31 protein-coding genes are annotated in these 26,062 nt (G+C 74.2%); 19 read left to right on the top strand and 12 right to left on the bottom strand.

What is annotated here, in order from left to right:
- The coding region (locus tag ABT369_RS43640; protein WP_350621930.1) for a C40 family peptidase at window positions 1-523 on the top strand (523 nt) is incomplete at its 5' end.
- A 60-nt stretch (window positions 524-583) separates the two neighbouring features.
- Here ABT369_RS43640 and ABT369_RS43635 read toward each other — a convergent pair.
- Window positions 584-1,012 carry a cupin domain-containing protein gene (locus tag ABT369_RS43635; RefSeq protein WP_350621928.1) on the bottom strand — a complete coding sequence of 143 codons (429 nt, stop codon included), beginning with the start codon at window positions 1,010-1,012 and terminating at the stop codon, window positions 584-586.
- Window positions 1,013-1,088: 76 nt separating this feature from the next.
- Here ABT369_RS43635 and ABT369_RS43630 point away from each other — a divergent pair, with 76 nt between their 5' ends.
- Window positions 1,089-1,502: a WapI family immunity protein gene (locus ABT369_RS43630; RefSeq protein ID WP_350621926.1), complete on the top strand. Its 414-nt coding sequence runs from the start codon at window positions 1,089-1,091 to the stop codon at window positions 1,500-1,502.
- A 52-nt stretch (window positions 1,503-1,554) separates the two neighbouring features.
- On the top strand, window positions 1,555-2,760 hold the full coding sequence (locus ABT369_RS43625; protein ID WP_350621924.1) for a hypothetical protein: 1,206 nt from the start codon (window positions 1,555-1,557) through the stop codon (window positions 2,758-2,760).
- A 57-nt stretch (window positions 2,761-2,817) separates the two neighbouring features.
- Here the strand turns inward: ABT369_RS43625 and ABT369_RS43620 are convergent, their stop codons facing one another.
- Genes ABT369_RS43620 through ABT369_RS43610 form a run of 3 tightly spaced genes read right to left on the bottom strand, consistent with a single transcriptional unit; the run spans window position 2,818 to window position 4,316 of the window.
- Complete coding sequence (locus ABT369_RS43620; protein WP_350621922.1) at window positions 2,818-3,183, bottom strand: VOC family protein; 366 nt, start codon at window positions 3,181-3,183, stop codon at window positions 2,818-2,820.
- Between the two features lie 54 nt (window positions 3,184-3,237).
- Window positions 3,238-3,873: a trimeric intracellular cation channel family protein gene (locus ABT369_RS43615; RefSeq protein ID WP_350621920.1), complete on the bottom strand. Its 636-nt coding sequence runs from the start codon at window positions 3,871-3,873 to the stop codon at window positions 3,238-3,240.
- Window positions 3,874-3,920: 47 nt separating this feature from the next.
- Window positions 3,921-4,316 (bottom strand): hypothetical protein, encoded by a 396-nt coding sequence (locus ABT369_RS43610; protein ID WP_350621918.1) that lies wholly within the window; start codon window positions 4,314-4,316, stop codon window positions 3,921-3,923.
- A 185-nt stretch (window positions 4,317-4,501) separates the two neighbouring features.
- Between ABT369_RS43610 and ABT369_RS43605 the strand changes: the two genes are divergently transcribed.
- Both ABT369_RS43605 and ABT369_RS43600 read left to right on the top strand, forming a co-directional pair.
- Window positions 4,502-4,711 (top strand): hypothetical protein, encoded by a 210-nt coding sequence (locus ABT369_RS43605; RefSeq protein WP_350621916.1) that lies wholly within the window; start codon window positions 4,502-4,504, stop codon window positions 4,709-4,711.
- 70 nt (window positions 4,712-4,781) lie between these two features.
- Window positions 4,782-5,156: a hypothetical protein gene (locus ABT369_RS43600; RefSeq protein WP_350621914.1), complete on the top strand. Its 375-nt coding sequence runs from the start codon at window positions 4,782-4,784 to the stop codon at window positions 5,154-5,156.
- A gap of 9 nt (window positions 5,157-5,165) precedes the next feature.
- Here the strand turns inward: ABT369_RS43600 and ABT369_RS43595 are convergent, their stop codons facing one another.
- The gene (locus tag ABT369_RS43595) at window positions 5,166-5,633 is read right to left on the bottom strand and encodes a hypothetical protein (RefSeq protein WP_350621912.1); all 468 of its coding nucleotides are present in this window, start codon (window positions 5,631-5,633) and stop codon (window positions 5,166-5,168) included.
- 24 nt (window positions 5,634-5,657) lie between these two features.
- On the opposite strand from ABT369_RS43595, the gene ABT369_RS43590 reads away from it, so the two are divergent.
- A complete protein-coding gene (locus ABT369_RS43590; RefSeq protein WP_350621911.1) occupies window positions 5,658-5,921 on the top strand; it encodes a sigma factor in 264 nt (87 codons plus the stop codon).
- A gap of 90 nt (window positions 5,922-6,011) precedes the next feature.
- On the opposite strand, the gene ABT369_RS43585 is transcribed toward ABT369_RS43590, so the two are convergent.
- Window positions 6,012-6,590 (bottom strand): DUF998 domain-containing protein, encoded by a 579-nt coding sequence (locus tag ABT369_RS43585; RefSeq protein ID WP_350621909.1) that lies wholly within the window; start codon window positions 6,588-6,590, stop codon window positions 6,012-6,014.
- Between the two features lie 58 nt (window positions 6,591-6,648).
- Here ABT369_RS43585 and ABT369_RS43580 point away from each other — a divergent pair, with 58 nt between their 5' ends.
- From ABT369_RS43580 to ABT369_RS43570, 3 genes are read left to right on the top strand one after another with little or no spacing between them, the layout of a single operon-like run.
- Window positions 6,649-7,113, top strand: a complete 465-nt coding sequence (locus ABT369_RS43580) for a MarR family winged helix-turn-helix transcriptional regulator (RefSeq protein WP_350621947.1) — start codon at window positions 6,649-6,651, stop codon at window positions 7,111-7,113.
- Window positions 7,091-7,516, top strand: coding sequence for an organic hydroperoxide resistance protein (locus ABT369_RS43575; protein WP_350621907.1), 426 nt, complete (start codon window positions 7,091-7,093; stop codon window positions 7,514-7,516). Before ABT369_RS43580 ends, ABT369_RS43575 begins: the two co-directional genes overlap by 23 nt.
- Window positions 7,513-8,526, top strand: a complete 1,014-nt coding sequence (locus ABT369_RS43570) for an NADP-dependent oxidoreductase (RefSeq protein ID WP_350621905.1) — start codon at window positions 7,513-7,515, stop codon at window positions 8,524-8,526. Before ABT369_RS43575 ends, ABT369_RS43570 begins: the two co-directional genes overlap by 4 nt.
- Window positions 8,527-8,607: 81 nt before the next feature.
- Here the strand turns inward: ABT369_RS43570 and ABT369_RS43565 are convergent, their stop codons facing one another.
- Window positions 8,608-10,077: a hypothetical protein gene (locus tag ABT369_RS43565; RefSeq protein ID WP_350621903.1), complete on the bottom strand. Its 1,470-nt coding sequence runs from the start codon at window positions 10,075-10,077 to the stop codon at window positions 8,608-8,610.
- 78 nt (window positions 10,078-10,155) lie between these two features.
- Here ABT369_RS43565 and ABT369_RS43560 point away from each other — a divergent pair, with 78 nt between their 5' ends.
- From ABT369_RS43560 to ABT369_RS43540, 5 genes are all read left to right on the top strand, one after another.
- A complete protein-coding gene (locus ABT369_RS43560) occupies window positions 10,156-10,734 on the top strand; it encodes a hypothetical protein (protein ID WP_350621901.1) in 579 nt (192 codons plus the stop codon).
- A gap of 118 nt (window positions 10,735-10,852) precedes the next feature.
- The gene (locus ABT369_RS43555; RefSeq protein WP_350621899.1) at window positions 10,853-12,223 is read left to right on the top strand and encodes a cytochrome ubiquinol oxidase subunit I; all 1,371 of its coding nucleotides are present in this window, start codon (window positions 10,853-10,855) and stop codon (window positions 12,221-12,223) included.
- Window positions 12,223-13,254, top strand: coding sequence for a cytochrome d ubiquinol oxidase subunit II (locus ABT369_RS43550; RefSeq protein ID WP_350621897.1), 1,032 nt, complete (start codon window positions 12,223-12,225; stop codon window positions 13,252-13,254). The genes ABT369_RS43555 and ABT369_RS43550 overlap by 1 nt, the downstream gene beginning before the upstream one ends.
- 27 nt (window positions 13,255-13,281) lie before the next feature.
- Window positions 13,282-14,274, top strand: a complete 993-nt coding sequence (locus tag ABT369_RS43545; protein ID WP_350621895.1) for a hypothetical protein — start codon at window positions 13,282-13,284, stop codon at window positions 14,272-14,274.
- 6 nt (window positions 14,275-14,280) lie between these two features.
- A complete protein-coding gene (locus tag ABT369_RS43540) occupies window positions 14,281-15,456 on the top strand; it encodes an MFS transporter (protein WP_350621893.1) in 1,176 nt (391 codons plus the stop codon).
- On the opposite strand, the gene hrpA is transcribed toward ABT369_RS43540, so the two are convergent.
- Window positions 15,426-19,295, bottom strand: coding sequence for an ATP-dependent RNA helicase HrpA (hrpA, locus tag ABT369_RS43535; protein ID WP_350621891.1), 3,870 nt, complete (start codon window positions 19,293-19,295; stop codon window positions 15,426-15,428). The two genes, ABT369_RS43540 and hrpA, sit on opposite strands and share 31 nt — an antisense overlap.
- Before the next feature lie 126 nt (window positions 19,296-19,421).
- Between hrpA and ABT369_RS43530 the strand changes: the two genes are divergently transcribed.
- The gene (locus ABT369_RS43530; protein WP_350621889.1) at window positions 19,422-20,204 is read left to right on the top strand and encodes a pentapeptide repeat-containing protein; all 783 of its coding nucleotides are present in this window, start codon (window positions 19,422-19,424) and stop codon (window positions 20,202-20,204) included.
- Between the two features lie 11 nt (window positions 20,205-20,215).
- Here ABT369_RS43530 and ABT369_RS43525 read toward each other — a convergent pair whose 3' ends face one another.
- On the bottom strand, window positions 20,216-20,620 hold the full coding sequence (locus ABT369_RS43525) for a RidA family protein (RefSeq protein WP_350621887.1): 405 nt from the start codon (window positions 20,618-20,620) through the stop codon (window positions 20,216-20,218).
- 76 nt (window positions 20,621-20,696) lie between these two features.
- On the opposite strand from ABT369_RS43525, the gene mug reads away from it, so the two are divergent.
- The gene (gene mug / locus ABT369_RS43520) at window positions 20,697-21,296 is read left to right on the top strand and encodes a G/U mismatch-specific DNA glycosylase (RefSeq protein WP_350621885.1); all 600 of its coding nucleotides are present in this window, start codon (window positions 20,697-20,699) and stop codon (window positions 21,294-21,296) included.
- An 81-nt stretch (window positions 21,297-21,377) separates the two neighbouring features.
- On the opposite strand, the gene ABT369_RS43515 is transcribed toward mug, so the two are convergent.
- The 3 genes from ABT369_RS43515 to ABT369_RS43505 are packed head-to-tail and all read right to left on the bottom strand — an operon-like array spanning window position 21,378 to window position 23,422.
- Window positions 21,378-21,695: a hypothetical protein gene (locus ABT369_RS43515; protein WP_350621883.1), complete on the bottom strand. Its 318-nt coding sequence runs from the start codon at window positions 21,693-21,695 to the stop codon at window positions 21,378-21,380.
- A 10-nt stretch (window positions 21,696-21,705) separates the two neighbouring features.
- Window positions 21,706-22,716, bottom strand: a complete 1,011-nt coding sequence (locus ABT369_RS43510; RefSeq protein ID WP_350621881.1) for an S-adenosylmethionine:tRNA ribosyltransferase-isomerase — start codon at window positions 22,714-22,716, stop codon at window positions 21,706-21,708.
- Window positions 22,717-22,762: 46 nt separating this feature from the next.
- Window positions 22,763-23,422: an SDR family NAD(P)-dependent oxidoreductase gene (locus tag ABT369_RS43505; protein ID WP_350621879.1), complete on the bottom strand. Its 660-nt coding sequence runs from the start codon at window positions 23,420-23,422 to the stop codon at window positions 22,763-22,765.
- A gap of 101 nt (window positions 23,423-23,523) precedes the next feature.
- On the opposite strand from ABT369_RS43505, the gene ABT369_RS43500 reads away from it, so the two are divergent.
- The 3 genes from ABT369_RS43500 (at window position 23,524) to ABT369_RS43490 (ending at window position 26,049) form a co-directional block, all read left to right on the top strand.
- Window positions 23,524-24,648 (top strand): GAF domain-containing sensor histidine kinase, encoded by a 1,125-nt coding sequence (locus tag ABT369_RS43500; protein WP_350621877.1) that lies wholly within the window; start codon window positions 23,524-23,526, stop codon window positions 24,646-24,648.
- On the top strand, window positions 24,641-25,267 hold the full coding sequence (locus ABT369_RS43495) for a response regulator (protein ID WP_350621875.1): 627 nt from the start codon (window positions 24,641-24,643) through the stop codon (window positions 25,265-25,267). Before ABT369_RS43500 ends, ABT369_RS43495 begins: the two co-directional genes overlap by 8 nt.
- Window positions 25,268-25,380: 113 nt before the next feature.
- Window positions 25,381-26,049 (top strand): hypothetical protein, encoded by a 669-nt coding sequence (locus ABT369_RS43490; protein ID WP_350621873.1) that lies wholly within the window; start codon window positions 25,381-25,383, stop codon window positions 26,047-26,049.
- Window positions 26,050-26,062: the final 13 nt, after the last annotated feature.

The following is a 26,062-nucleotide window of genomic DNA, read 5'->3' as shown; positions in this document are numbered from 1 at the left end:
CCGGGCCACCGGCGCCCGGGCCACCGGCGCCCGGGCCACCGGCGCCCGGGCCTCCCGGTCGACCCGGGCCTCCCGCCCGCCGAAGACCGCCCCGGCGACCCGGTCGCGCGCCACCCGGCCGCCCGCCTCGAAGCCGGCCCCGCGCCCCAAGACCCGCCGCACCAACGCCGCACCCAACGGCGCCGGCTACTCGGGCGGCGTCGTCGGCTTCGCGATGGCCCAGGTCGGCAAGGACTACGCGTTCGGCTCCACCGGCCCGGACGCGTTCGACTGCTCGGGGCTCGTCGTCGCCGCGTACCGCAACCTGGGCATCGCGCTGCCGCGCTCGACCGGCGGCCTCGCCGGCGTCGGCCGCCCGGTGTCGCGGGGCGAGCTGCAGCCGGGCGACCTGGTGTTCCCGAGCTCGGGCCACGTGGGCATCTACATCGGCGGCGGCCGCATGGTGCACGCGTCGACCGAACGCGGCGGCGTGAAGGTCTCCAGCATCTACGCGTTCCGTTTCGCCCGGCGGGTCATGAACTGACGGAAATACGCCGAATACCACGCGTGGGATACGCGCGGAATGGTCCCGGGAATCGCGCGGTCAGCCGGACAGGCGGAAGTCGGCGAAATCGAAGCCGGGCGCCACGACGCAGCTGACCAGCACCGGCTCGTCGCCGGCGGGGGCGGCGGACTGCCAGACGCCGCCGGGCACGAGGACCTGGGGGCGCTGACCGGCCGCGACATCCGCGCCGAGCAGCGCCTCCGGGCCGGGGCCGGGCCGGTCGCCGGAGCCGCCGAGGCGCAGCGTCAGCGGGCCGCCCGAGTGCCAGAACCACAGCTCGTCGGAGCGGACCACGTGCCAGGCGGACTCCTCGCCCGGGTGCAGCAGGAAGTAGATCGCGGTGGCGGCGCTGCGGGGGCCGTCGTAGCCGGGCGGGTCGAGGGTCACCGGCGAGCGCCAGGTCTCGCGGTACCAGCCGCCCTCGGGGTGCGGCTGCAGGTCGAGGTGCTCGGCCAGGTGCGGTCTCATGGGGGTACCGTATCCGCCCTTGCGAACCGCCCTTTCGCCTGTAGTGGGGCGCCCGGCGGTTTGCGATGCTGGGCGCGTGAGACTGCAGACGCGCACCGGGGCCTTCGTCGAGTTGCGAGCGATCAAGGCGGCCGGCGAGCCGCTGCTCGTCGAGGGGGCCGTCGACGCGCTCGACGGGCGGGCCTGGCGGTTCCGGGCCCCGGCCCTGACCGCGGAGGAGGCCAAGCGCCTGGCCGACTGGCTGCTCAAGGCCGCGAAGGGCCGCATCGAGCTGCAGAACCGGCTCGCGTTCGCGGACCTGTCCTTCACCATCGACGAGCACGAGGTCGGCGAGCCCCGCCTCGTGGTCGGCTTCTCCCGCTCCACCGCCCCGGAGTGGCTCGGCCCCGAGCGCGAGATGACGTTCGACTACCCCGTGACCCTCGACCTGACCACGGAGGCCCTGGAGGCGGCGGCCGTGGACTGGGACCGCGAGCTGCGCCGCCGCTGAGCGTCACATGGGCATCACCAGTGCGCCGCCGCCCCCGGGCTACCATCGCCCAATGCGAAAGCGCTTCGGGGCAATGCTGCTGGTGGCGGCGCTCGCGCTGGCGGGCTGCGGCCAGGACGGGCCGGGTGCGGCCGCTCCCGGCGAGCACGAATCCGCCGCCGCCGGCTCCTCCGCGCCGGGCGGCGCGGAGCCGGACTCGGCCGGCGTCGGCGCCCTCGGGGCCGCCCCCGGCGCGTCGAGCACCGGCCAGGCCGCCGCCGCGGCCCCGTTCACCTTCGGCAACCCGTCCGGCAAGGCGGCGATCCCGGCCGAGGCCAAGGCCGAGAGCACGGCCCAGCCGACGAAGGTGGTCGGCGACGGCAGCCCGGCCAGCTGCACCTCGGAGAGCTTCGTCTCGGCGGTCTCGGGCGGCGGGGTGATCACGTTCAACTGCGGCCCGGGCGCGGTGACCATCGTGGTCAAGCAGACCGCGAAGGTCCGCAACCGCTCGGCCAAGGTGGTCATCGACGGCGGCGGCAAGGTGACGCTGAGCGGCGAGGGCAAGCGCCGGATTCTGTACCAGAACACCTGCGACAAGAGCCTCGAGTGGACCACCGACCACTGCCAGGACCAGGCGACCCCCGCACTGACGGTGCAGAACATCGTCTTCGCCGACGGCAACTCGACCGGCGACAAGACCGAGGGCGGTGGCGGCGGCGCGATCTTCGTGCGCGGCGGGCGCTTCAAGGCGGTCAACACCAAGTTCGTGCGCAACCGCTGCGACGACACCGGCCCGGACCTGGGCGGCGCCGCGGTGCGGGTGCTCAGCCAATACCAGAACAAGCCCGTCTACATCGTCGGCAGCACGTTCGGCGGCGCCTCCGGCCAGGGCGGCGTGTGCGCGAACGGCGGCGCGCTGAGCAGCATCCAGGTGTCCTGGGTGGTCCTGAACAGCCTCTTCTCCTACAACTCGGCCGTCGGCCGCGGCGCCAACCCGGCCCGCTCGGGCACCCCCGGCGGCGGCAGCGGCGGCGCGATCTACTGCGACGGCGACAACTTCACCGTCAAGCTCGCCGGCACGCTGATCGAGCAGAACAAGGCCAACGAGGGCGGCGGCGCGGTCTTCTTCGTGAGCAACGACCGCACCGGCACCATGTCGATCGAGGGCTCGACCCTGCGCAAGAACCCGAGCGCCGGCTTCGAGACGGACGGCTTCCCCGGCATCTTCTTCCTCGGCGCGCGGCCGCCGTCCGTCTCGGGCTCCACCCTGAGCCGCTAGGTGTCCTGAGCCGCTAGGTGTCCTGAGCCGCTAGGTGTTCTGTGGCCGTGCCGGCTCCTACGAGCGCAGGCAGAGGCAGAGCGGGTGGCCGGCCGGGTCCTGCAGCACCGTGTAGCGCTCGGCGCCGGGCTGGAACTCCGGCTTCGTCGCGCCCAGCTTGAGCGCGCGGGCCTCGGCGTCGGCGAGGTCGTCCACGTAGAAGTCGAGGTGGAACTGCTTCGGCGACGGGCCCTCGGGCCACGTCGGCGCCTCGTACGCGGGCAGCTGCCCGAACCCGATCGACGTCGTGCCGTCGCTGACCATGGCGTACTCGGCCTGGCTGTGCGTCACGTCCCAGCCGAGGACCTCGCTGTAGAAGGTGGCCAGCACCGGCGGCTCGGCGCAGTCGATGTTGACCATGATGAGGCTCGCGAATCCAGTCATGCCCCGATCTTCGCGCCCATTCCTGCCACCTCGTGTCAGGAATACTCGTCCGTGTCAGGACTTCCCGCGCGGCTCGGTGCCGCCGGGCGGGGTCGGGGCGGACCAGTTGCGGCGGATGGCCACCATGCGCAGCACGAACGTCAGGGTGGCGGCCAGCGCGATGGCGATCGGCCGCCGCACGTGCGTCGCGTCCAGCGCCGCGACCGAGGCGCACCCGATCAGCCCGGCCACGGCGTAGATCTCGCGGCGCAGCACCGTCGGGATCTCGCCGGTGAGCAGGTCGCGGGCCAGGCCGCCGCCGATGCCCGTGATCATGCCGATGATGCAGGCGCCGATCGGCGGCAGGCCCGCGTCGAGCGCCTTGAGCGTGCCGGTCACCACGAACAACCCCAGCCCGGCGGCGTCCAGCACGAGCACCGTCCAGCGCAGCCGGCTCACGGCCGGGTGCAGCCAGAAGGTGGCGGCCGCGGTCAGCACCGCGACCACGGCGTAGCGCCAGTCCACGAACGCGTTGGGCTGGACGTTCACGAAGACGTCGCGCATGATCCCGCCGCCCAGGGCCGCGGTGAAGCCGACGAACACCACGCCGAACAGGTCCAGCCGCTTGGCCACCCCGGCGGTGGCGCCGGAGGCCGCGAACACGGCGATGCCGACGAGGTCGGCGACGAGGAGAGGGCTCACAGGCACCATGTATAACGGCCGCCCGGTGCCCCGGGCGGCCGTTTCACACGCGCGCGTCAGATGTTGTTGATCACCGACATCGTGGCCTCGTGCTGCATCGCCATCATGTCGGAGACGGCGGCCGCGTCGTAGTACCCGCCGTCCGCGGAGCCGCCGCTGTCGGCGCTGCTCACGTCGCCGTCCAGGTTGCCGCCGGAGCCGTCGTAGTCGGCGGCGACCGAGGGGTCCGAGTCGCCGGTCAGGTCCGTGACCTCGCCGGTCCTCGCGTCGTACAGCTGCTCGTAGACGCCGTCGCCGTCACTGTCGAGGGCCGCGACGTCGAACTGGCCGTCGTGGTCGAGGTCGCCGACGAGCACATTGCTGCCGTCGTCGAGCGTGTAGATCGCCGCCGGGTCGTCGGTGCCGTTGCCGTCGAGGTCGGTGCTGAAGCTCGTGAAGTCGTCGTCGCTCATATCGGTGGTACTCCCAGAATCGCGTCGGAAGAACGTGCGAGAGCCACGCTAGGAGATCGCGGGCGCCGTTCACTCCCCCTTTGCTGCCAAGCCGACAGCGAAAGCGACGCGGGTCACGGGCGGGGTTTGCGGCAGGGGCGCCCGGGGGTATCAATCCGTCGATCTCATTCAGAAGGAGGCAGGCAGTGGGCCGGGGTTCCTCGATCGGCGGGGTCATCCTCGTCATTTGGCTGATCATCGGTGTCATCGCGGCGGGTCAGCGCGGCTACTTCAACAGCGACGAGGCGAACTGCGCCAAGGCCGGCACCATCGCGGTCACCATCATCGCGGGGCCGCTGAACTATCTCGGGGTCAACCCGAAGATCAGTTGCGAGCTGCCGCAGCCGTCCAAGTGAGCCGTCGTCGTACATGATCCTCGCGCCTCGCGCTCAGCCGTCTCCCAGCGTGCAGCGGTAACGTTCCGGGATGGACGAGTTCGAGGCGCGCAGGGTCGTCGACGCGCTGCGGCAGCGCGGCGTGCCGGCCCACGTGGAGATGGCGAAGGCCGGGCTGAGCCAGTTCGGCGTCCGGGTGCAGCTGTTCGACGGCCGGGTCGCGGTGTGGGACACCGACGGCACCGCCGGCCTGGAGGCGCAGGTGATGCGCGACGGCATCCTTGTCGGGTTCGTCCCGATGATCGAGGGGTCCGAGCACTTCACCGAGGCGCAGGTCGTCGACGCGATCGCGCGGACCGACTACGACCGGCCGATCGCCCGCCAGCGCACGAGCGCGCCCCCGGCCGCGCCGCCGCTGCCGCCGGAGGGCGGCTTCTTCCGCCGGTTCCGCGGCGGGTTCCGCTGAGCCGGGCCGTCAGTCGTTGATCTCGGCGCGCTCGATCTCGGCGAAGGCCCGGGTCAGCAGCCCGGCGAAGCTCCGGTCGCCCAGCAGGTCGTCGATGAGCAGCGGCGCGTGGGCAGCGAGCGCGCGCGGCGACACCGGTGCTTCCTCGTCGGTCTCGTGGATGCCGAGCGCCCCGATCAGCAGCACCACCATGACCTGCGGGTCGACGTCACGCCACTGCCCCGCCGAGCGCACCGCGTGCTCCAGCGCGGCGCGGATGTCGTCGCCGTCGAGCCCGTCCGGGTGCCGCTGCTCCAGCAGCGTGCGCACCACCGCCCCGAGCACCCGCCCGGTCTGCTCCGGGTCGAGCCCGCCGAGCCGCTCGACCGCGCCCGAGTAGGCCACCTCGTCGCGCGCCCGCGCCGCCTCGACGGCCTCGACCGAGGCGACGGCGATGGCACGGGCGGCGGGCGGCAGGTGCCGCCAGTTCGAGGTCATGCCGAAACCCTAGACAATCGGCGGATGGAACGCTTCGCCGAGCACCGGCCGATGCTCTACGGTCTCGCCTACCGCATGCTCGGCAGCGTCCACGACGCCGAGGACGTGCTGCAGGAGGCCTACCTGCGCTGGAGCGCCGCCGACCGGTCGGACGTCGCCGAGCCCCGCCGCTACCTCACCCGCGTGGTCGCCCGGCTCGCCGTGGACGCGCTGCGGGCCCGGCAGCCGCGGCGCTCGCCGGCACGGCGCGCTTCAGCACCGACCCGGCCGAGATCGCCCGCCTGCTGAGCATCGCCGTGATCGACGGGCGCATCGCGGGCGTCTACCTCGTGCCGAACCCCTCGAAGCCGGCGGGCATCGACGAGTACAAGTAAAGGCTCATCGGCGGCCGGCCCGGCGCAGCAGCAGCAGCAGCACCGTGACGAGCGGCCAGACCGCCTGCGCGCCGGCCGCGAGCCGCTCGGCCAGCCCGACCAGCACCCCGGTGCCCAGGGCCACGGTGAAGAGCAGGACGAGCGCGGCGAGCGCCAGGGCCGCCGGGACCATCACGCCGGCCGGGGGCCGGGCCGCCGCCGCGCCCGGGTTGCGCCACAGGGCCGGCCACAGCGCGAGGCAGGCGAACGCGATCGTGGCGGCCGCCTGGTGCGGGCCCGACGTGCCGCCGGCGGGCAGCGGGAACGCGGCGACGAGCACGGTCGCGACCCCGCCCACGCCGAGCATCACCCGGGCGGGCACCGCGATCGGGTCCAGCCCGCGCGCGGTGACCACGTGGCAGATCCCGACGCCGAGCAGCGCCAGCGTCATCACCCAGCGATGGTCGGCCCCGGCCCCGGCCAGGGCGCTGATCGTCTCGCGCAGCGAGTCGAACCCGCCGGCCTGCACGGCCGCGGCGATCGTCCACCCGCCGACGAGCAGGACGGGCGCGGCGGCGGAGGACCACAGGGCGTACCGGCGCATGCGACGAGTATGACGGCCGCAACTTAAGTCGCGCACGACTGAATCGCGCGATAGGCTTCTGCTCGTGGACGTCCTCCCACTCGACCGGCAGGTCTGCTTCGCGCTCTACACCGCCACCCGCGCGGTCACGGCGCGCTACCGGCCCCTGCTCGACGAGCTCGGCCTCACCTACCCGCAGTACCTGGTCCTACTCGCGCTGTGGGAGCAGGACCAGCGGACGGTCAAGGACCTCGGCGCGGCGCTGCGGCTGGACTCCAGCACGCTCTCGCCGCTGCTGAAGCGCCTCGAGGCGGCCGGCCTCGTGGCCCGGGAGCGGCGCGCCGACGACGAGCGCTCGGTCACCGTGCGCCTCACCGCCGAGGGTTCGGCGCTGCGGACGCGGGCGGCCGGCATCCCGGCCCGCCTGGTCTGCGACGGCGGCCTCGGCCTGGGCGAGCTCGAGGAGCTCCGCGACACCCTCGTGCGGCTCACCGCCGCACTCCAGCGACAGGGAGAAATCGATGCAGGTGCTCTACACCGCTGAGGTCACCGCGTCCGGTGACGGACGCAACGGACACGTGACGAGCTCCGACGGGATCCTCGACCTCGACGTGCGCATGCCCAAGGAGATGGGCGGCGCGGGCGGGGCGACCAACCCCGAGCAGCTCTTCGCGGCCGGCTACGCGGCCTGCTACCACAGCGCGCTGCGCAGCGTGGCCCGCCGCCAGAGCGCGCTCCCGGCGGTCGAGGGCTCGCAGGTGCAGGCGCGGGTCGGCATCGGCCCGAACGACGCCGGCGGCTTCGGCCTCGAGGTCTGGCTCACGGTGACCCTCCCGGCCACGGACGCGGCGACCGCCCAGGCCCTCGCCGACGCCGCGCACAAGGTCTGCCCCTACTCCAACGCCACCCGCGGCAACATCGACGTGCACATCGAGGTCTCGGCATGAGCGAGCAGAACCGGGTCTGGTATCTCGCCGCGCGCCCCGACGGGTTTCCGTCCACTTCGGACTTCGAGCTGAGGACGGAGCCGGTGCCGCAGCCCGGCCCGGGGCAGGTGGTCGTCCGCAACGAGGTGATGTCCGTCGACCCCGCGATGCGCGGCCGGATGAACGACGTGAAGTCCTACGTCGCGCCCTTCCAGCTCGGAGCCCCGCTGGACGGCGGCGCCGTCGGCACGGTGGTGGCGTCGCAGAGCCCGGACGTCGAGGTCGGCGCGAGCGTCCTGCACGGGCTCGGGTGGCGGGAGTATGCGCTGCTCGACCCCGAGCGCGTCCGCGAGGTCGACACCGCGGCCGCCCCGGCCTCGGCCTACCTCGGCGTGCTCGGCATGCCCGGCCTGACCGCCTACGCCGGCCTGCTCGACGTGGCCCGGATGCGCCCGGAGGAGACGGTGTTCGTCTCCGGTGCGGCCGGGGCCGTCGGCACGCTGGTCGGGCAGATCGCCCGGCTGCGCGGCGCCCGCCTGGTGATCGGCTCGGCCGGGTCGGCGGAGAAGGTGCGCTACCTCACCGAGGAGCTCGGCTTCGACGCCGCCTTCAACTACCGCGACGGAGACATCCGCACCCAGCTCAAGCGCCTCGCGCCGGACGGCATCGACGTCTACTTCGACAACGTCGGCGGCGAGCAGCTCGAGGAGGCGCTGTTCCGGATGAACCTGCACGGGCGGATCGCGGTCTGCGGGGCGATCTCGCAGTACAACACCCCCGACGCCAAGGGCATCCGCAACCTGAGCCTGCTCATCAGCAAGCGCCTCACGATGCAGGGCTTCCTCGTGCTCGACCACTGGTCGCGCCGCGAGGCCTTCGCCGAGGAGATGGTGGGCTGGCTGCGGGAGGGCAAGGTCAAGGTCGCCGAGACGTTCGTGGACGGCATCGACCACGCGGTGGACGCGTTCCTGGGCATGCTCAAGGGCGAGAACCTCGGCAAGATGGTCGTCCGGATCGGCGATGGCGCGTAACGCGACGCCGGCGCGGCGGGCCGTCGCCTGGGGCCGCCTGCCGCTGCAGATCCCGCTCGTGTGGTGGGCCCTGCGGGCGGCTCAGGAGGAGGCCGGCCCGATCGGCAGGTGCAGCTGGAAGGCCACCTCCGTGTAGTGGATCGCCGGGGGCGGCAGCGCCTGCAGCTGCCGCTCCAGCACCACCAGCAGCTCCCGCGGCGGCGCGATCGGGCGGGCCATGATGCGCACGGCCACCGGACGGTTCGGGGCCAGGCGGAACTCGACCATGAGCTCCTCGGTGTGGTGGCGCACGCCCGCGAAGAGCCGCTCGACCACCCGCCGGGCCCGGTCGAGGAAGTCGCTGAGCTCGGCCGGCGTGGTCGCCTGCCGCAGCTGCTCCTCGCTGGTGAGCAGCACGATGCGGCCCGGCGGCCGCGGCGCCTGCGGGCTCCCGGTGGCCGCGGCCATCGTGGTCGCCGCCGGGACGCCGTTGAGCAGCGTCGGCGGCAGGGCGTTCACCGCGTCCGGGCCCTCCGCGGCCGGGGCCGCCTCCGGCGAGCCGTCGCTGACCCGGAACGCGACCGCGCGCACGGCCCCGCCGGGCAGCCCGATCTCGACCGGGCGGCCGGCCTCCACGGCCTGCAGCAGCCGGGCGTGCATGGCGCCGGTCAGCAGGACCGCGAAGCCGTCCTCGACCTGGCGGGCCGTCGGCGGCCGGGGACCCTCCCCCGCCACGCGGCCGGTCCCCCCGAGCGTCGCGTCGCGGATGATGAGCAGGAAGTTGCAGGCGAGCCGGGTGGCCCGCTCGCCCCCGGGCGCCACGATCGCGGCCGGGCCCGACTGCCCGGGCGCCCACACGTAGGTCTTCGGGGTGCCGGCCAGCCCCGGCAGGTAGGCGCAGACCTCCGGCGCCTCCCGCATCGCGTCGCGCAGCGCGGGCAGCTCCTCGGCCGCCACCGACAGCTCCAGCCGGTCGCCGTCGTGCACGACGCGCAGGAACGGCAGGTTGTACGCGGGCGCGCGGGACAGCATCGTGGCCGCCCGGAACTCGGCGTCGTCGAGCACCGGGGCGCGCCCGGGCCGGAACCACCACGGGTGCGGGTAGTACCGCTCCTGCGCGCCGAGCAGCGCGAGCACCCGGGCGTGGCCGAAGCGCTGCACCACCGCGGTCTCCCCGCCCAGCAGCGGCAGCGCGATCAGCGGCGGCCGGGGCAGGTCCACAGTGGACGCCAGCGCGGCGGGCGGGTCGGCGTAGACGAAGCCGGTGACCCGCTCGTCGACGTCGACCCCCGGCCGGCCGAAGACGCTCACGTCGCCGGCGTCGACCAGCCGGCCCTCGGCGGCGAAGCGGTGCACGGTGCGGGCCATGGTGAGCGGGAAGCCGGCCGCGGGCGCGCCGGTGCGCGCGACGGCGAAGACCATCTCGCGCTGGCCGTGCCGCTCGAGCCCGTCGGTGGTGTAGAGCAGGGCGGGCAGCATGCCGGAGGCCGTGCGGATGCCACCCTCGTCGATGGCGACCGACAGCTCGCCGGGGATGAGGACCTCCCGGCCGACGGGTAACGCGGAGCCCACGGGGCCGATCATGCCACCCGCACGCAAACTCCCCGGGGGCCCGTTGAAACGTTCCGGGGCCGGGGTCACGATGAGAGCATGCGCGTTGGTGCGATGCAGATGACGTCGGAGCCCCCGGCCGGCTACGTCGCCTTCGTCACACGGCACCTGGAGCCGCTGCGCCGCGACTCCTCCCGGGTCGTCGGCGGCGACGAGGACGCCGACCACCTCTACGTCGACGTGCTCACCGACGTGGCGACGCGCTGGCCCTGGCTGGAGCTGCGGCGCACCCGGCTGGGCCGGCCGGGCGCGGCCGAGGAGTTCCTGGACCGGACCTTCCACCGCCGCTGCGAGCGCTGGACCCTGGCCGACGAGCGCGAGCCCGATCCCGGGCTCGACGACGAGCACCAGATCACGGTCACGCCGGAGCGCGACGAGCGGCCGCGGCCGGACCGGCGGGTGCCGGTCAGCAACGCCGTGCGCCGCGCCCCGCTCGTGCTCCCCCGGCCGCAGCCGCGCGCCCGCACGTTCATCGCCGGCCCCGCGTCCGAGGCGGCGATCGCCTGGTGGCACGCGTACGAGAACATCCGCCGGCGCCGGTTCGTCTACGCCGGTTTCGTCGTGCTCGTGCTGCTGCTGGCGCTCGCCCAGTGCGGCGGACCGGCCTCTGAGCTGTAGGCACGGAACATGTAGCCATGCTACTCGTAAAAAGCGCGAAAAGTTCCCGAACGTGGGCAACGCCGCTTTCGCGTGGACCGATGCGCGGGCGCGCCGCGAGCGGCGATAGAACAGCCATGTGGAACCGTTGACCGTTCTCGCCGAGGCCGCGACACCGGGGGACTTCGCGGCCGCACGAACCCAGATGGCCCTGTCCCTCGGCTGGCACATCATCATCGCGAGCTTCGGCGTCGCCATGCCCGCGATCACCCTGTTCATGGAGTGGAGGGGGCACCGGACCGGGCAGGTCGAGTACCGCCTCCTGGCCCGCCGCTGGGCCCGCGCGATGGGCGTGCTCTTCGCCGTCGGGGCCGTCTCCGGCACGATCCTGAGCTTCGAGATGGGGCTGCTCTGGCCGGGCCTCATGGGCACCTACGGCCAGGTGATCGGGCTGCCCTTCACGCTGGAGGGCTTCGCCTTCTTCGTCGAGGCCATCTTCCTCGGCATCTACCTCTACGGCTGGGACCGGCTCCCGGCCAAGGTCCACATGTGGTCGGCGGTGCCGATCCTGCTGGCCGGCATCGTGGGCACCTTCTGCGTGGTCAGCGCCAACGCCTGGATGAACCAGCCGCGCGGCTTCGACCTGGTGGACGGCAAGATCACCGGGGTCGACCCGCTCGGCGCGATGTTCAACCCGGCCACCGGCCCCCAGTCGGTGCACATGCTCGTCGCCGCGTTCATGGTCACCGGCTTCTGCATGGCCTCCGTCTACGCCGTCGGCCTGCTGCGCGGGCGCAACGACCGCTACCACCGCCTCGGCTTCCTGGTGCCGTTCACCGTCGCCGCCGTGATGGCCCCGGTCCAGGTCGGCGTCGGCGACTGGGCCGCGCACTTCGTCGCCGACTACCAGCCGGTCAAGCTGGCCGCGATGGAGGGGGTGTACGAGACCCAGCGGGGCGCGCCGCTGCACGTCGGCGGGGTCGCGATCGACGGGGAGATGCGCTACGCCATCGAGATCCCCAACGCCCTGAGCCTGCTGGCCCACTGGGACCCGGACGCGGAGATCACCGGGCTCAACACGGTGCCGGCGGACCAGCGCCCGCCGGTCAACATCGTGCACTGGTCGTTCCAGCTCATGGTCGGGGCCGGCTTCGCCATGCTGGGCGTCGCCGCCCTGTTCGCCTTCAGCTGGCGATGGCGGCGCGGCTGGCTCACCAACCGCTGGTTCCTGCGCGCCGCCGCGCTGTGCGGCCCGGCCGCCGTCCTCGCCCTCGAGGCCGGCTGGACCACCACCGAGACCGGCCGGCAGCCGTGGGTCGTCTACGGGGTCCTGCGCACCCACGACGCCGTCAACACCGCCCCCGGGCTGCGCACCGGGCTTGTCGTGCTGACCATCGTGTACGCCCTGCTGACCGTCGCCACCGTCTTCGTGCTCCGCCGCCTGGCCAGGGACCGGCCGGTGCCCGTCGCGCCGCAGGAGTCCGACGTCGACACCTTCCCGGTGCCGTGATGCGGGCCGCCGACGCGCTCCTGGTCGTGCTCTTCGCGGCCGTCACCGCCTACGCCCTCTTCGGCGGCGCCGACTTCGGCGCCGGGTTCTGGGACCTCTTCGCCGGCGGCGCCCGCTCGGGCCGGCGCCGGCGCTCCCTCATCGAGCACGCGATCGGCCCGGTGTGGGAGGCCAACCACGTCTGGCTCATCTTCGCCGTGGTGCTGCTGTGGACCGGCTTCCCGGCCGTCTTCGCGGGCGTGGCCGCGACCATGTACGTGCCGCTCACGGGGGCCGCGCTGGGCATCATCGGCCGCGGCGCCGGGTTCGCGTTCCGCAAGACCAGCGACACCGTCGGCCGGGAGCGGCTGTTCGGCGCCCTGTTCGCGTTCTCCTCGCTCGTGACCCCGTTCTGCTTCGGCGCCGTGGCGGGCGGCATCGCCTCCGGGCGCGTCCCGCCCTGGACGGCCGGGCGGGGCGACCTGCTCACGTCCTGGTGGAACCCGACCTCGGTGGCGACCGGGGCGCTCGCGGTGGCCGTGTGCGCGTACCTCGCCGCCGTCTTCCTCTGCCGCGACGCCGAGCGCCACGACCCGGACCTCGTCGCGGGGATGCGCCGCCGGGCGCTCTGGGCCGGGGCCGGCACCGGGGTCCTCGCCGTGGCCGGGCTGCTCGCCGTGGAGGCCGACGCCGGCTGGCTGGCCGACCGGCTGCTGCGCCCGGTGCCGGCCGCGCTCGTGGTGCTCTCGGCGCTGGCCGGGCTGGCCTCGATCGCGCTGCTGGCGGCCGGCCGCTACGTGGCCGTGCGGCTCACCGCGGGCCTCGCCGTGGCCGCGGTGCTCTGGGGCTGGGCGGCGGCGCAGCACCCGTACCTGCTCCCGCCCGCGACCACGATCTCCGCCACGGCCGCGGCCCCGGCCGTGACGCGCGCCACCCTGTGGGCCGTCCTCGGCGGTGCCGCCGTGCTCACACCGTCGCTGTGGTGGCTGTTTCGGCTGTTTCAGTCGCCCGCGCCCGATTCATCCAGCCAGAGGGCCGACACCGATCGTTGACGAAGCCTGCTATCGTCCGCCGAAGCTATGACTGACATCAGGAGGATGCGGCGCTGGAGCGCGGCGGCGGCTGCCGTCGCGGCCCTCGGCGTCGGCCTGATCGGGGCCGCCGCGACGCCCGCCTGGGCCGCCGACCAGCTCGAGATCAAGGTCGACAACAGCGTCCAGGGCAAGGTCGGCGACAAGGTCCAGGTCCGCTTCGTGGTCAAGAACAACACGAAGCAGCCGGTCACCGGCGTGACCGTGGCCATGGCGGCGCCGGGCAACGCGGTGCTGGACGCGGCCGACAACCCCGGCTGCACGGTCGGCAGCGGCGGACGGGCGGCGACCTGCCGCTCCAACGGCACCCTGGCCGCCGACAAGTCCGCCAGCGGCCAGTTCACGCTCACCGTGAAGACCGCCGGGCAGGCCGCCGGGCGCGTCCAGGTCGAGCACGGCAACGCCGACAACTTCCAGCTGCGCGCCACCGGCGGCCCGACCCCGTCGGCGACGGGGAAGTCGGCCAAGCCGACCAAGACCTCGAGCCTGTCGGCCAGCGAGACGCCGGGCATCGACGACGACGGCAGTTTTGGGGTGCCCCAGGCCGGCAACGGCGTCGCCATCGAGACCACCGGGCCGGCCACGAACCGCACCAACGGCAGCGGCGGCGGGATGAGCATGGGCCTGTGGGCCGGCATCATCGCCATCGTCGGCGCGCTCGGCCTGATCGGCAGCCTCTTCTACTTCCGGCGCAAGGACCGCAACGAGCCCGACACGGGCATGCACCCGGTCGTCCCGGCGCCGCAGGGCTTCTACGGCTCCCAGCCGCAGCCCACGACCTACGGCACGCCGCCCCAGCCGCAGACCTACGGCTCCCCGGCCGCACAGACGCAGATGATCAACCCCGGCCTCGGCGGGCCGCCGGGCCCCACCCAGGTCATCCAGCCCGGCAACGGCCCCGTTCCCGGTGCTGGACCCGGTGGCGGACCCGTTCCCGGCAACGACCAGACCGTCATCTTCCGCCGCCCCGAAGACCTCTAGCCGGCGGTGAACAAGGCCGCGCTCGGCACGGCCCTCGTCTTCACGGCCAGCGGCGCGATCGTCGGCGGCTGGGTGTCGCGCATCCCCGCGGTCGTCGAGCGGCTCGGCATCGGCCCGGGCGAGCTCGGCCGGGCCCTGTTCGCCCTCGGCCTCGGCTCGCTGGTCTCCATGCCCGTGACCGGGCACGCCTGCCGCCGCTTCGGCAGCCGCGCCTGGGTGGCCGGCACCGCGCTCGTCTCCGCCGCCGCCCTCGCCGCGGCCGGGCTCGCGGGCTCGCTGTGGACGCTCGCCGGGGCGCTGTTCGCGCTCGGGCTCGCGTACGGCTCCTGGGACGTGGCCATGAACGTGCAGGGCAGCTTCGTGGACCGGTGCGCGGGCCGGGAGTGGATGCCGCGGTACCACGCCTGCTGGAGCCTCGGCTCGATCGGCGGGGCGGCGGCCGGCTCCCTCGCGGCCCGGGCCGGCATCGGCGCCGCCCCGCACCTCGCGGGGGCCGCGGTGGTGTCGCTGGCGGTGACGTATGCCGGCCTGACCCTCTTCCTCGACGAGCGCACGGACGGGCGCGCCGAGGCCGGGGCCGCCGCGGCACACGAGCGCCGGCGCTTCTCCGCGGGCCGGGCGCTGCTGCTCATCGGGCTGGCCACGCTGTGCGCGACGGTCGTCGAGGGGGCCGCGGGCGACTGGCTCGCGCTCTTCCTGCACACCGGGCGCGGGCTCTCGCAGTCCTCGGCGGCGCTGGGGTACACCCTCTTCGCCACCGCCATGACCGTGGGCCGGTTCGCGGGCAGCACCGCCGTCGCCCGCCTCGGCCGGGCCCGCGCCGTCCGGCTCGGCGCGCTGCTCGGCGTGGCCGGGATCGCCGCCGCCGTGCTCGCCCCGGGCACCGGGCCGATGTACGCCGGGGCCCTGCTCTGGGGCCTGGGCGTGTGCCTGGTGTTCCCGGCCGCGGTCAGCGCCGCCGGGGAGACCGACCGGCCCGCGGAGGCGATCGCGCTCGTGACGAGCATCGGCTACGGCTCGCTGCTGGTCGGCCCGCCGCTCATCGGCGCCCTGGCCGACGTGATCGGCCTGGGCCGGGCGCTGCTGGGCCTGGCCGGGCTCGCCGCCGCCATCGCGGTGCTCGCCCCGGTGCTGCGCGGCCGGGACCGCGATCAGCCCGGCAGCGCGTCCATCGCCCGGTAGATCCGCACGTCCGACACGGGGTAGGCGGTGCCGAGGGCCTGCGCGAAGAGCCCGACCCGCAGCTCCTCGATCATCCAGCGGATCTCGCGCAGCTGGGGCGTCATGGTCATGGAGGCCACCAGCTGGTCGTACTCCTTCTGCACCTCCTGCACCGTGAGCATCCGCTCGCGGTCGCGCCCGGTGTCGGTCGGCACCTTCTCCAGGCGCCGCTCGATGCCGCGCAGGTAGCGCTCCAGGTCCGGCAGGCGCTGCCAGCCGGTGTCGGTGACGAAGCCGCGGTACACCAGCCGGCTCAGCTGCCCGCGCATGTCGGTCAGGGCCGGCAGCAGCAGCGGGTTCTTGGTGCGGGCCAGGCGCTGCTCGACGTCGTAGGCCGCGGCCAGGATCTTGCGTACGCTGCCGACCACGTCGAGGGTCAGGTCGACGAGGTCGGCCCGCACCTTGTCCCGCAGCGCGGCGAACCCGGCCTCGTCCCAGGCCGGCCCGCCCGCGTCGGTCATGAGCTGGTCCACGGCGCAGGCCGCGCAGTCCTCGAGCAGGTCGACGGCGTTGCGGTGCGGGTTGCGGCTCAGCGCCAGCTTGGCCTCGTTCGACAGCCGGCCCTGCACGAACCGCGCCGGCGGCGGAAGCGTGAGCTGCAGCAGGCGGCGGGTGCCGCGCCACATCTCGTACTGCTGCCGCGCGGGCAGGTCGAAGGCCTGCACCGCGACCGAGGCGCCCTCGTCGACCAGGGCCGGATAGACGGTGAGGGTGTGCCCGGCGACCGTGCGCGACAGGCTGCGCGGCAGGGTGCCGAACTCCCAGCTCGTGGCGCCCTTTCGGGTCACGTCCACGGCCGCCTCGGCGACCGTCTCGCGCACCTTGGGGGCGAGGCGCTCGCGCAGTACCGCCGCGTCCTTGCCCTCCCCGAGGACCTTCCCGGCGTCGTCGACGACGCGGAAGGTCATCTTGAGGTGCTCGGGCACCTTCGACCAGTCCCACTCGGCCCGCGGCACCGAGACCCCGGTCATGCGCCGCAGGGCCAGCTCGAGCGCGTCGAGCAGCTCGCCGTCGCGGGGCGCCATGTCGGCGAGGGCGTCGCGGGCGGTGTCGGGAGCCGGGACGAAGTTGCGCCGGGTCGCCTTCGGCAGCGACTTGATGAGCGCCGTCACGAGCTCCTCGCGCAGCCCCGGCACCTGCCACGCGAAGTCGCCGGCGCGCACCTGGCCGAGCAGCGGCAGTCCGATGTGGACGGTCACGCCGTCGGCCTCGGTGCCGGGCTCGAACTGGTACGTGAGCGCGAAACGGCGCCCGTCCTGCTCCCAGGCGTCCGGGTACTGCGCCTGCTGCACCGCGTCCGCGCCGGCGTTGACGAGCATCGCCGGGTCGAACGTGAGCAGGTCCGGGGACTCCCGGCGGGTCTTCTTCCACCAGCTGTCGAAGTGGCGGCCGGAGACCACCTCCTCGGGCAGCCGGCCGTCGTAGAACTCGAACAGCGTCTCGTCGTCGACGAGCAGGTCGCGGCGGCGGGCCCGGGCCTCGAGCTCCTCCACCTCGCCGAGCAGCCGGCGGTTCTCGGCGAAGAAGTCGTGCTGGGTCTCCCAGTCGCCCTCGACCAGCGCGTGCCGGATGAACAGCTCGCGGGACAGCGCCGGGTCGATGCGGCCGTAGCTGACCTTCCGGTTGGTGACGATCGGCACCCCGTAGAGCGTCACCCGCTCGACCGCCATCACCCCGGCCTGCTTGCGCTCCCAGTGCGGCTCGCTGTACTGCCGCTTCACGAGGTGCTGGGCCAGCGGCTCGATCCACTCGGGCTCGATGCGGGCCACCACCCGGGCCCACAGCCGCGTGGTCTCGACCAGCTCGGCGGCCATCACCCAGCGGGGCGTCTTGCGGAACAGCGCGGAGCCCGGGTTGACGGCGAAGCGGGCGTTGCGGGCGCCGAGATACTCGTGCTTGTCCGCCTCCTTGAGCCCGATCTGCGACAGCAGCCCGGCGAGCAGGGAGACGTGGATCGCCAGCGGCGCCGCGGGCTGCTCGTTCGGCGTCACGTCCATCGTCTTGAGCACCTGGCGCAGCTGGCTGTAGATGTCCTGCCACTCGCGCACGCGCAGGTAGTTGAGGTATTCGGCCCGGCACAGCTTGCGGAACTGGTTGCTGGAGAGCTCCCGCTGCTGCTCCTGCAGGTAGTTCCACAGGTTCAGGTAGCCGACGAAGTCCGAGTCCTTGTCGGCGAAGCGCGCGTGCGACTGCTGGGCCTGGGCCTGCTTGTCGGCCGGGCGCTCGCGCGGGTCCTGGATGGACAGTGCCGCGGTGATCACCATGACCTCGCGCACGCAGCCGTTCTTCTCCGCCTCCAGCACCATGCGGGCCAGCCGCGGGTCGACCGGCAGCTGGGACAGGCGGCGGCCCAGCGGGGTCAGGTGCGGGCCGGGCTCGAGCGCGCCGAGCTCCTCCAGCAGCTGCACGCCGGCGGTGACGTTGCGCCGGTCGGGCGGGTCGATGAACGGGAACGCGCCCAGGTCGCCGAGGCCGAGCGAGATCATCTGCAGGATGACCGACGCCAGGTTGGTGCGCAGGATCTCCGGGTCGGTGAACTCCGGCCGGGCGTTGAAGTCGTCCTCGCTGTAGAGCCGGATGCACACGCCGTCGGACGTGCGCCCGCAGCGGCCCTTGCGCTGGTTGGCCGAGGCCTGCGAGACGGGTTCGATGGGCAGGCGCTGCACCTTCAGGCGGTGGCTGTACCGCGAGATGCGCGCCGTGCCGGGGTCCACGACGTATTTGATGCCGGGGACGGTCAGCGAGGTCTCGGCCACGTTGGTCGCCAGCACCACCCGGCGGCCGGAGTGCGGCTGGAAGACCCGGTGCTGCTCGGCGAAGGAGAGCCGGGCGAACAGCGGCAGGATCTCGGTGTTCGGCAGGTCCAGCTTGGTCAGCGCGTCGGCGGCGTCGCGGATCTCGCGCTCGCCGCTGAGGAAGACGAGCACGTCCCCGGGGCCCTCGTCCTGCAGCTCCATGACGGCCATGCAGATCGCGTCGAACTGGTCGACCTCCTCGGCCCCCTCGTCGGGCGCCTCGAGGGGCCGGTAGCGCACCTCGACCGGGTAGGTGCGCCCCGACACCTCCACGATGGGCGCGTCGCCGAAGTGCCGCGAGAACCGCTCCGGGTCGATCGTCGCCGACGTGATGATGATCTTCAGGTCGGGGCGGCGGGGCAGGAGCTGTTTGAGGTACCCGAGGATGAAGTCGATGTTCAGGCTGCGCTCGTGGGCCTCGTCGATGATGAGCGTGTCGTAGCGGCGCAGCAGCCGGTCCTGCTGGATCTCGGCCAGCAGGATGCCGTCGGTCATCACCTTGACCATGGTCTGGTCCGAGGACTGGTCGGTGAAGCGCACCTTGAAGCCGACGGTCGCGCCCAGCTCGGTGCCGAGCTCCTCGGCGACGCGCTCGGCCACGGTGCGGGCCGCGATCCGCCGCGGCTGGGTGTGGCCGATCTGGCCGGTCACGCCGCGGCCGAGCTCGAGACAGATCTTGGGCAGCTGGGTCGTCTTGCCCGACCCGGTCTCGCCCGCGACGATCACCACCTGGTGGTCGCGGATCTTCGCCAGGATCTCGTCCTTGCGCTGGCTGACCGGCAGCTGCTCGGGGTAGCTGATCTCGGGCCGCGCGGCGCGGCGGGCGGCGACGCGCTGCTCGGCGCGCTCGACGTCGGCCTTGATGGCCTCGGCGATCGCCTGCGCGTTCCTGGAGCGCTTCGCCCCGTCGATCCGGCGTCGCAGCCGATGCTGGTCCTGGGGCATGAGCCCGGTGAGGCGAGCGCGAAGCTCGCTCAGGCTGGTCGGCTGGGGCGTTTCAGACATGACGCTCGCAAGGATAGGCACCCGGCGCCGGGATTGCCCGTCGATTTTGCCGGGGTGCCCGGTTTCTCGCCGACACGTGGCGGGCCGCCGTGACGGTCCGTCACTCCTGCCACTAACGTCACACCCATGGCGATGCCCGCGGTCCCCTTCCAGCCGTCACCCTCCGGCGTGCGCCCCGCCCCGCGTCACGCGGCCGAGGGCCGCACCTTCTCCGCCGGCACCTTCGCCACCGGCGCGTTCCCGACGGTCTCCCCCGCCCGCCCGGGACCGGCCCGGCCCCGCCCGCCGCGGGCCCTGACGCTGGGCACGCTGGACGAGGACGACCTCCGCGACGACGCCGCCTACCAGGCCATCGGCTTCTACGACCTGGCCCTGACCGGCCGCAGCGCCAAGTCGGCCCAGTTCGTGCAGTGCCGGTTCAACCGCGCCGACCTGACCGGCACCGCCCTGTCCGGCGCGATCCTCACCGACTGCCTGCTCGAACGCACCGCGCTCGACCACGTGCACGCCGATCACTCCGTCCTGCACCGCGTCACGCTGCGCGACTGCGGCCTCGCCGACCTGCAGTGGCTGGGCGGGACGCTGCGGGACGTGACGGTGCGCGACTGCCGGGCCGAGCGCAGTGTGTTCCGCGACGCCCAGCTGCACGCGGTCTTCTTCACCTCGACCGACCTGACCGGCGCCGACTTCACCGACGCCGACCTGACCGGGGCCACGTTCAGCGGCTGCGACCTCTCCGGCGCGACCTTCTCCGGCGCCGCCGCCGGGGGCGCGCGCTTCGAGTCGTGCACGCTGGCGGGCGCGACGGGCGTCGAGGGCCTGGCCGGCGCGACCATGACCGGCGTGGACGCCGACGAGCTCCTCGGCCTCTTCGCCGCGGCCCTGAAGATCACCCTGGCGGATGACTGACGGCTATCCGACTATCTCGGCCACCCGAGCCGCCCGGCCTTGCGCGCGGTGACCTCGATCTCGATGCGCATCCGGGGGTCCGACAGCCCGCACACCTGCATGGTCGCGGCCGGCCGCACCTCGCCCATCCAGCGCTGGAGCACCGGGAAGCACGGCTCGAAGTCGGCCGCGTCGGGCAGCAGGTAGCGCACGCGCACCACGTCGGCCGGGGACGCCCCCGCCGCCCGCAGCGCCGCGTCGATGTTGCGCCAGCACTGCTCGGCCTGCTCGACCACGTCGCCGGAGATGGTCATCGTGGCGTAGTCGAAGCCGGTCGTGCCGGAGACGTGCACCCAGTCGCCGTCCACGACCGCGCGGGAGTAGCCGATCTCCCGCTCGAACGCCGACCCGCTGGAGATCAACCGCCGCTCGCTCATGCCTCAGACGCTAGACGGCAGCTGCCCGAGCTGGCGCATCAGGTCGACGTCGTCGCACGCTGGCATGCTTGTCCGCATGCCGTCGCCAGTGAACCGCCAGGCCGGACCACGCGTGCGGTACAGCCGCGAGCAGCTGCTGGCCGCCGCGGACCGGCTCCTGCCCGACGTCATCGCGCCCGGGCTCGACGTCCTGCTCTGCGGCATCAACCCGGGGCTGTGGTCGGCGGCGAGCGGGCACCACTTCGCCCGGCCCGGCAACCGGTTCTGGCCGGCGCTGCACCGCTCCGGCTTCACCCCGCGGCAGCTGCGCCCCGACGAGCAGGAGCTGCTGCCCGGCTGGGGGCTGGGCATCACGAACCTCGCCGCCCGGGCCACCGCGCGGGCCGACGAGCTGAGCCGCGACGAGCTCGCGGCGGGCGGCGCGATCCTGCGCGCGAAGGTCGAAGCGTTCGCCCCGCGCTGGCTCGCCGTCCTCGGCGTCACCGCGTTCCGGGTCGCGTTCGGCGTGCGGGCCGCGACGGTCGGGCCGCAGGAGTCGGACGCGCTCGCCCCCACGCGGCTGTGGATCCTGCCGAACCCGAGCGGGCTGAACGCCCACTACCAGCTGCCGGAGCTCGCCGCGGAGTTCGCCCGGCTGCGGGAGGTGGCTCAGGCCGGCTCGGCCGGCGGCTCGTAGCGGGCGGCCCGCTGCGGAAGGCGGCTCAAGCCAGCTCGGCCTGCGGCTCGCCGCGGAGTTCGCCCGGCTGCGGGAGGTGGCTCAGGCCAGCTCGGCCGGCGGCTCGTAGCGGGCGACCCGCTCCGCGAGCAGCCGGCCGAAGACGCCGCTCGCGCGCCCGCAGTCGGCGCAGACGAAGTTGTCGTCCAGCCGCGGGCCGCCGCAGTGGTCGCAGCGCCCCCGGTCGCGCGGGTCGGCGTAGGCCCGCAGCGCCGCCGCGAGGGCCTTCGCGACCGGCGCGCGCAGGGCGATCACCTGCTCGCCGACCCGCACCTCGGCCACCGCCGGCCCGGGCGCGGGGTCGTACACGTCGATGCGCTCGTTGAACTCCCGCAGGGCCCGCGCCACCAGATCGTCCACGCACCCGACCCTACCGCCCGGGCAGCAGGAGGTTCACGTCGCCGAACTCGTGCCAGAGGTAGCGCTCGCGCACGGCCGCGTCGTACGCCGCGGCCAGCACCGCCGGCGCGGCCACCGCGGCGAGCAGGTCGAGGTGCGAGGCGCGCGGCTCGTGGAAGCCGGTCAGCAGGCCGTCGACCACGGTGACGCCGCGGTCCGGGGTCACGACGAGGCTGGTGTACCCCTCGCGGGCCGCGACCGTCCCGCCCGGCGCGGCCGCGCTCTCCAGCGCGCGCACCGCCGTGGTGCCCACGGCGATGATCCGCCCGCCGGCCGCCCGGGCGTCGTTGACCAGGCGGGCCGTCGTGGGCGGGACGGCGAACCACTCCGGGTAGGGCCGCTCGTGCGCCTCCGGCGAGGCGACCCCGGTGTGCAGCAGCAGCGGGGCGAACTGCACGCCCGCGGCGACCAGGCGGGTCACGACCCGCTCGCTGAACGGGCGCGCGGCCGAGGGCATCTCGGCGCTGCCGGGCTCGCGGGCGAAGACGGTCTGGTAGGCCTCCAACGGCCACCGCCGGCGCACGTAGGGATAGCGGATCGGCTCGCCGTACCGCCGCAGAAACTCCGGCACGGGCACGGGCGTGCGCACGGCGGCGGCCCACAGCCGCCCGTGCGTGTAGGGCTCCTCGAGCGTGACGCCCGCCCCGCCGGGCAGCCGCAGCTCGCCCGGCGCCCCGGGGTGGGGCCGCCGGTCCGGGCCCCGCACCTCGACCGCCCACCGCCCGTCGGGCAGGCGGGTGGAGAAGTGCAGGCTCAGCGGTACCCCCACCACCCGCACGGCCGCCGCGAGCGTCCCGGACGTGTTGACGACCAGCACGTCCCCGGCCCGCAGCAGCTCCGGCAGCGCGTCGAACCGGTGGTGCGACAGGCCCTGCGGGGACGCGACCAGCAGCCGCACCTCGTCGCGGGCCAGCCCGCGCGCCTCCGGGGGCTCCCGCGCCTCCAGCTCGGCCGGCAGCGCGAAGTCCAGCACCGCCGTCACAGCTTCACCCGCCCCGACACCGGCAGCGCGAAGTCCAGCACCGCCGTCACAACTTCACCCGCCCCGACGCCGGCCGCGCGGCGAGCAGCCGCAGGAACGCGGGCGCGACGGTCTCGGGCCCGGGCCGGTCGCCGATGTCCTCGCCCGGGAACGCCTCCTGGTGCATCTGCGTGCGCAGGTCGCCGGGGTCGGCCCACCACACGCGCAGCTTCGGCTCCTCCGCGGCGAGCACGTTGCTGAGCTGCTCGACGGCGGCCTTGGCGGCGCCGTAGCCGCCCCAGCCCGGGTAGGCGCCCACGGCCGCGTCCGAGCTGATGTTCACGACCGCGCCGCCGTGGTCGCGCAGCGCGGGCAGGGCGAGCTGGGTGAGCGCGAGCGGCGCGACGAGGTTCACCTCGAGCACGTCGCGCAGCGCGTCCGCCGGGTAGTCGGCCAGCGCCGGCTGCGGGCTCGGCCCGAGAATGCCCGCGTTGTTCACGAGCAGGTCGAGCCGCCCGGTCTCCAGCGCGGTCTCGACGAGCCGCGCCCGGTGCCACGAGTCCGTGACGTCGCCGGGGACGGCCCGGACGCCGCCGTGGCCGGCCGGGTCGAGGGTCCGCCCGTCGCCGAAGACGGTCCAGCCCGCCTCCGCCAGCGCGTTGGCGAGCGCCCGGCCCAGCCCGCGCGAGACTCCGGTGACGATGGCGGTTCCTGGTGTGGTGTCCATGCCTTCGACGCTAGGAAGCGCCCGGGCCCGTGCCATCGGGCCGCGGACGGGGACCCGCCTAGGTCCTTGGTCCTAGGTACCGCCTGGGTACCGTGGATGTCGTGGGCGGATGCGATCGGGACGAGCTGCGCGAGGTGAGCGCCGCGGTGCTGGCCGTCACCGCCCACCGCTCGATGCGCGAGGTCCTGCAGACGATCGTCTCGGCCGCCCGGCGGCTCCTGGACGCCGAGTACGCGGCGCTGGGCATCCCCGACGAGCTCGGCTCGTTCCGCGAGTTCCTGGCCGACGGCCTGACGGACGAGCAGTGGCGGCGCATCGGCCCGATCCCGCGCCAGCACGGCCTGCTCGGCGCGATGCTGCGCGACCCGAACCCGGTCCGCTCGGCCGACATCCGCACGCACCCGAGCTTCGAAGGCTACCCCGCGGCCCACCCGGAGATGGCCGACTTCCTCGGCATGCCCATTGTGGACGGCAGCGAGATCCTGGGCGAGCTGTTCCTGGCCAACAAGCGCGGCGGCCCCTTCGACGCCGCCGACGAGGAGCTGCTGCGCCTGCTGGCCGCCCACGCCGCGATCGCCATCGTCAACGCCCGCCTCTACGAGCGCGCCCGCGAGCTGTCCATTGTGGAGGAGCGCCAGCGCATCGCCCGCGAGCTGCACGACGCCGTGACCCAGAAGCTCTTCAGCCTCCGGCTCACCGCCGAGGCCGCGGCCGCCCTGGTCGAGCGCGACCCGGCCCGGGCCGCCGCCGAGCTGGACGTGGTGCGCCGCCTGGCCGCCGAGGCCACGGAGGAGCTGAAGTCCATCGTGGTCGGCCTGCGCCCGATCGACCTGGCCGGCGACGGCCTCGCCGCCGCCCTGCGCCGCCAGGCCGACCTCCTCGACCGGGTCCACGAGGCCGAGGTCACCTTCGCCGCCGACCCGGTCCCGCGCCTGCCGGCCGCCCGCGAGGAGGCCGCGTACCGGGTGGCCCAGGAGGCCCTGCACAACGCCCTGCGCCACGCGTCGGCCGGGCGCGTGGCCGTGGAGCTGCGCCGGGCCGGCCCGCGCGTCGTGCTGACCGTCACCGACGACGGCCGCGGCTTCGACCCGCGCGGCGACCTGCCCCGCCCGCGGCTGGGCCTGGCCTCGATGCGCGAGCGCGCCCGCGCCGCCGGCGGCCGCCTGCTGATCCGGTCCGCGCCGGGCGCGGGCACGGTCGTGACGATGGAGGTGCCCGGTGCCTGATCCCGTGCGCGTGCTCGTGGTCGACGACCATCCGGTGGTACGGCAGGGCCTGCGCACCTTCCTCGACGTGCAGGACGACATCGAGGTCGTGGGCGAGGCCGAGGACAGCGCGTCCTGCGTCACGGCGGCGGCCCGCACCGACCCGGACGTGATCCTGCTGGACCTGCGCATGCCGGGCGGCGACGGCGTGCAGGCCCTGCGCGAGCTCGCCGCCGCGGGGACCCGCGCCCGGGTCCTCGTCATCACGAGCTTCACCGAACCGTCGGCGGTCCTGCCGGCCGTCCGCGCGGGCGCGGCGGGCTACGTCTACAAGGACGTGGACCCGCCCGCGCTCGCGGCGGCGATCCGCGCCGTGCATGCCGGGCACGTGCTGCTGCACCCGGACGTGGCACGCCTGCTGACCGAGGGCGGGCCGCCCCCGGACGCGGCGCACCTGACCGCACGCGAGCGCGAGGTCCTGGCGGAGATCGCGCGGGGGCGGTCGAACCGGGAGATCGCGCGGACGCTGGGCCTGGCCGAGAAGACGGTGAAGACGCATGTGAGCGCGATCCTGACGAAGCTCGGCGTGCAGGACCGGACGCAGGCCGCCCTGTACGCCGTGCGCAACTCCCTCGGCTGACCCGCGGCGGGCCGACAGCGCACGCCGAAACGTTCGCACATCCGGTGGCGGCGAGTGAACCCGGGACTTTTCCCCGGGTGCTCGTGCCGGCCCCCGGTGCATACGGTGACCTCGTGCTCAACTCCTCTCGCCCCTCCCTGCGCGCCCTCGTCGTCGGCCTCGCCCTGATCGGCGCCGGAGGCTGCGCCGGACACGACGCCGATGGCGCGGCCTCGGCCACGGTGGACGGGTCGTCCGCGGCCGCCGCGCGGCCGGACACGGCGCTGAGCAAGCTCAGGTTCGACTGCGCGACGATCATGACCAGGACGACCGCGCTGCTGCGGACCACCGAGCTGCTCACCCACACGTACAACGAGCCGCACCCGGGCGCCATGCCGACGTCGCAGGCCCAGTGGCAGTCGAAGAACTTCGACTCCTACCCGGGCACCGTGTGCGGCTGGGGCGCCGGCGACTCCACCGCCACGGCCGACGGGCTGAGCGACCAGTCGAGTCTGGAGGTCCAGATCCTGCAGCCCGGGGACTGGTACCGCGACCACGTCCTGTTCTTCCTCGACGAGGACGGTGGCGGAACCGCGTTCTCGTGCGCACCGGCGACGCTGACCGGGGCCGCGCGCGCGACCTGGTGCTCGACCTCCGCGAAGTCGCCGATCTACACCTTCGCCGCCGACCTCGGAGTCGCGCTCGTGGAGGTCACGGCGAACACCGACGCCGAGTCGCACCCGGTCGGCGGCTCGGCCCTCAAGGCCGCCATCGCGGCGGATCTCGCCGCGCTGCCGCTGTAGACGGTCACGGCAC

Source organism: Dactylosporangium sp. NPDC000244 (genome assembly GCF_040300725.1).
GTDB lineage: Bacteria > Actinomycetota > Actinomycetes > Mycobacteriales > Micromonosporaceae > Dactylosporangium.
This window is presented reverse-complemented; position numbering and strand designations above follow the sequence as displayed.

What these genes read in the sequence shown, in the direction of transcription:
- ABT369_RS43635 (WP_350621928.1), bottom strand. Translation starts at nt 1,012, where the DNA reads ATGAGACCGCACCTGGCCGAGCACCTCGACCTGCAGCCGCACCCCGAG.
- ABT369_RS43625 (WP_350621924.1), top strand. Translation starts at nt 1,555, where the DNA reads ATGCGAAAGCGCTTCGGGGCAATGCTGCTGGTGGCGGCGCTCGCGCTG.
- ABT369_RS43620 (WP_350621922.1), bottom strand. Translation starts at nt 3,183, where the DNA reads ATGACTGGATTCGCGAGCCTCATCATGGTCAACATCGACTGCGCCGAG.
- ABT369_RS43615 (WP_350621920.1), bottom strand. Translation starts at nt 3,873, where the DNA reads ATGGTGCCTGTGAGCCCTCTCCTCGTCGCCGACCTCGTCGGCATCGCC.
- ABT369_RS43610 (WP_350621918.1), bottom strand. Translation starts at nt 4,316, where the DNA reads ATGAGCGACGACGACTTCACGAGCTTCAGCACCGACCTCGACGGCAAC.
- ABT369_RS43600 (WP_350621914.1), top strand. Translation starts at nt 4,782, where the DNA reads ATGGACGAGTTCGAGGCGCGCAGGGTCGTCGACGCGCTGCGGCAGCGC.
- ABT369_RS43595 (WP_350621912.1), bottom strand. Translation starts at nt 5,633, where the DNA reads ATGACCTCGAACTGGCGGCACCTGCCGCCCGCCGCCCGTGCCATCGCC.
- ABT369_RS43590 (WP_350621911.1), top strand. Translation starts at nt 5,658, where the DNA reads ATGGAACGCTTCGCCGAGCACCGGCCGATGCTCTACGGTCTCGCCTAC.
- ABT369_RS43585 (WP_350621909.1), bottom strand. Translation starts at nt 6,590, where the DNA reads ATGCGCCGGTACGCCCTGTGGTCCTCCGCCGCCGCGCCCGTCCTGCTC.
- ABT369_RS43575 (WP_350621907.1), top strand. Translation starts at nt 7,091, where the DNA reads ATGCAGGTGCTCTACACCGCTGAGGTCACCGCGTCCGGTGACGGACGC.
- ABT369_RS43570 (WP_350621905.1), top strand. Translation starts at nt 7,513, where the DNA reads ATGAGCGAGCAGAACCGGGTCTGGTATCTCGCCGCGCGCCCCGACGGG.
- ABT369_RS43560 (WP_350621901.1), top strand. Translation starts at nt 10,156, where the DNA reads ATGCGCGTTGGTGCGATGCAGATGACGTCGGAGCCCCCGGCCGGCTAC.
- ABT369_RS43550 (WP_350621897.1), top strand. Translation starts at nt 12,223, where the DNA reads ATGCGGGCCGCCGACGCGCTCCTGGTCGTGCTCTTCGCGGCCGTCACC.
- ABT369_RS43545 (WP_350621895.1), top strand. Translation starts at nt 13,282, where the DNA reads ATGACTGACATCAGGAGGATGCGGCGCTGGAGCGCGGCGGCGGCTGCC.
- hrpA (WP_350621891.1), bottom strand. Translation starts at nt 19,295, where the DNA reads ATGTCTGAAACGCCCCAGCCGACCAGCCTGAGCGAGCTTCGCGCTCGC.
- ABT369_RS43530 (WP_350621889.1), top strand. Translation starts at nt 19,422, where the DNA reads ATGGCGATGCCCGCGGTCCCCTTCCAGCCGTCACCCTCCGGCGTGCGC.
- ABT369_RS43525 (WP_350621887.1), bottom strand. Translation starts at nt 20,620, where the DNA reads ATGAGCGAGCGGCGGTTGATCTCCAGCGGGTCGGCGTTCGAGCGGGAG.
- mug (WP_350621885.1), top strand. Translation starts at nt 20,697, where the DNA reads ATGCCGTCGCCAGTGAACCGCCAGGCCGGACCACGCGTGCGGTACAGC.
- ABT369_RS43505 (WP_350621879.1), bottom strand. Translation starts at nt 23,422, where the DNA reads ATGGACACCACACCAGGAACCGCCATCGTCACCGGAGTCTCGCGCGGG.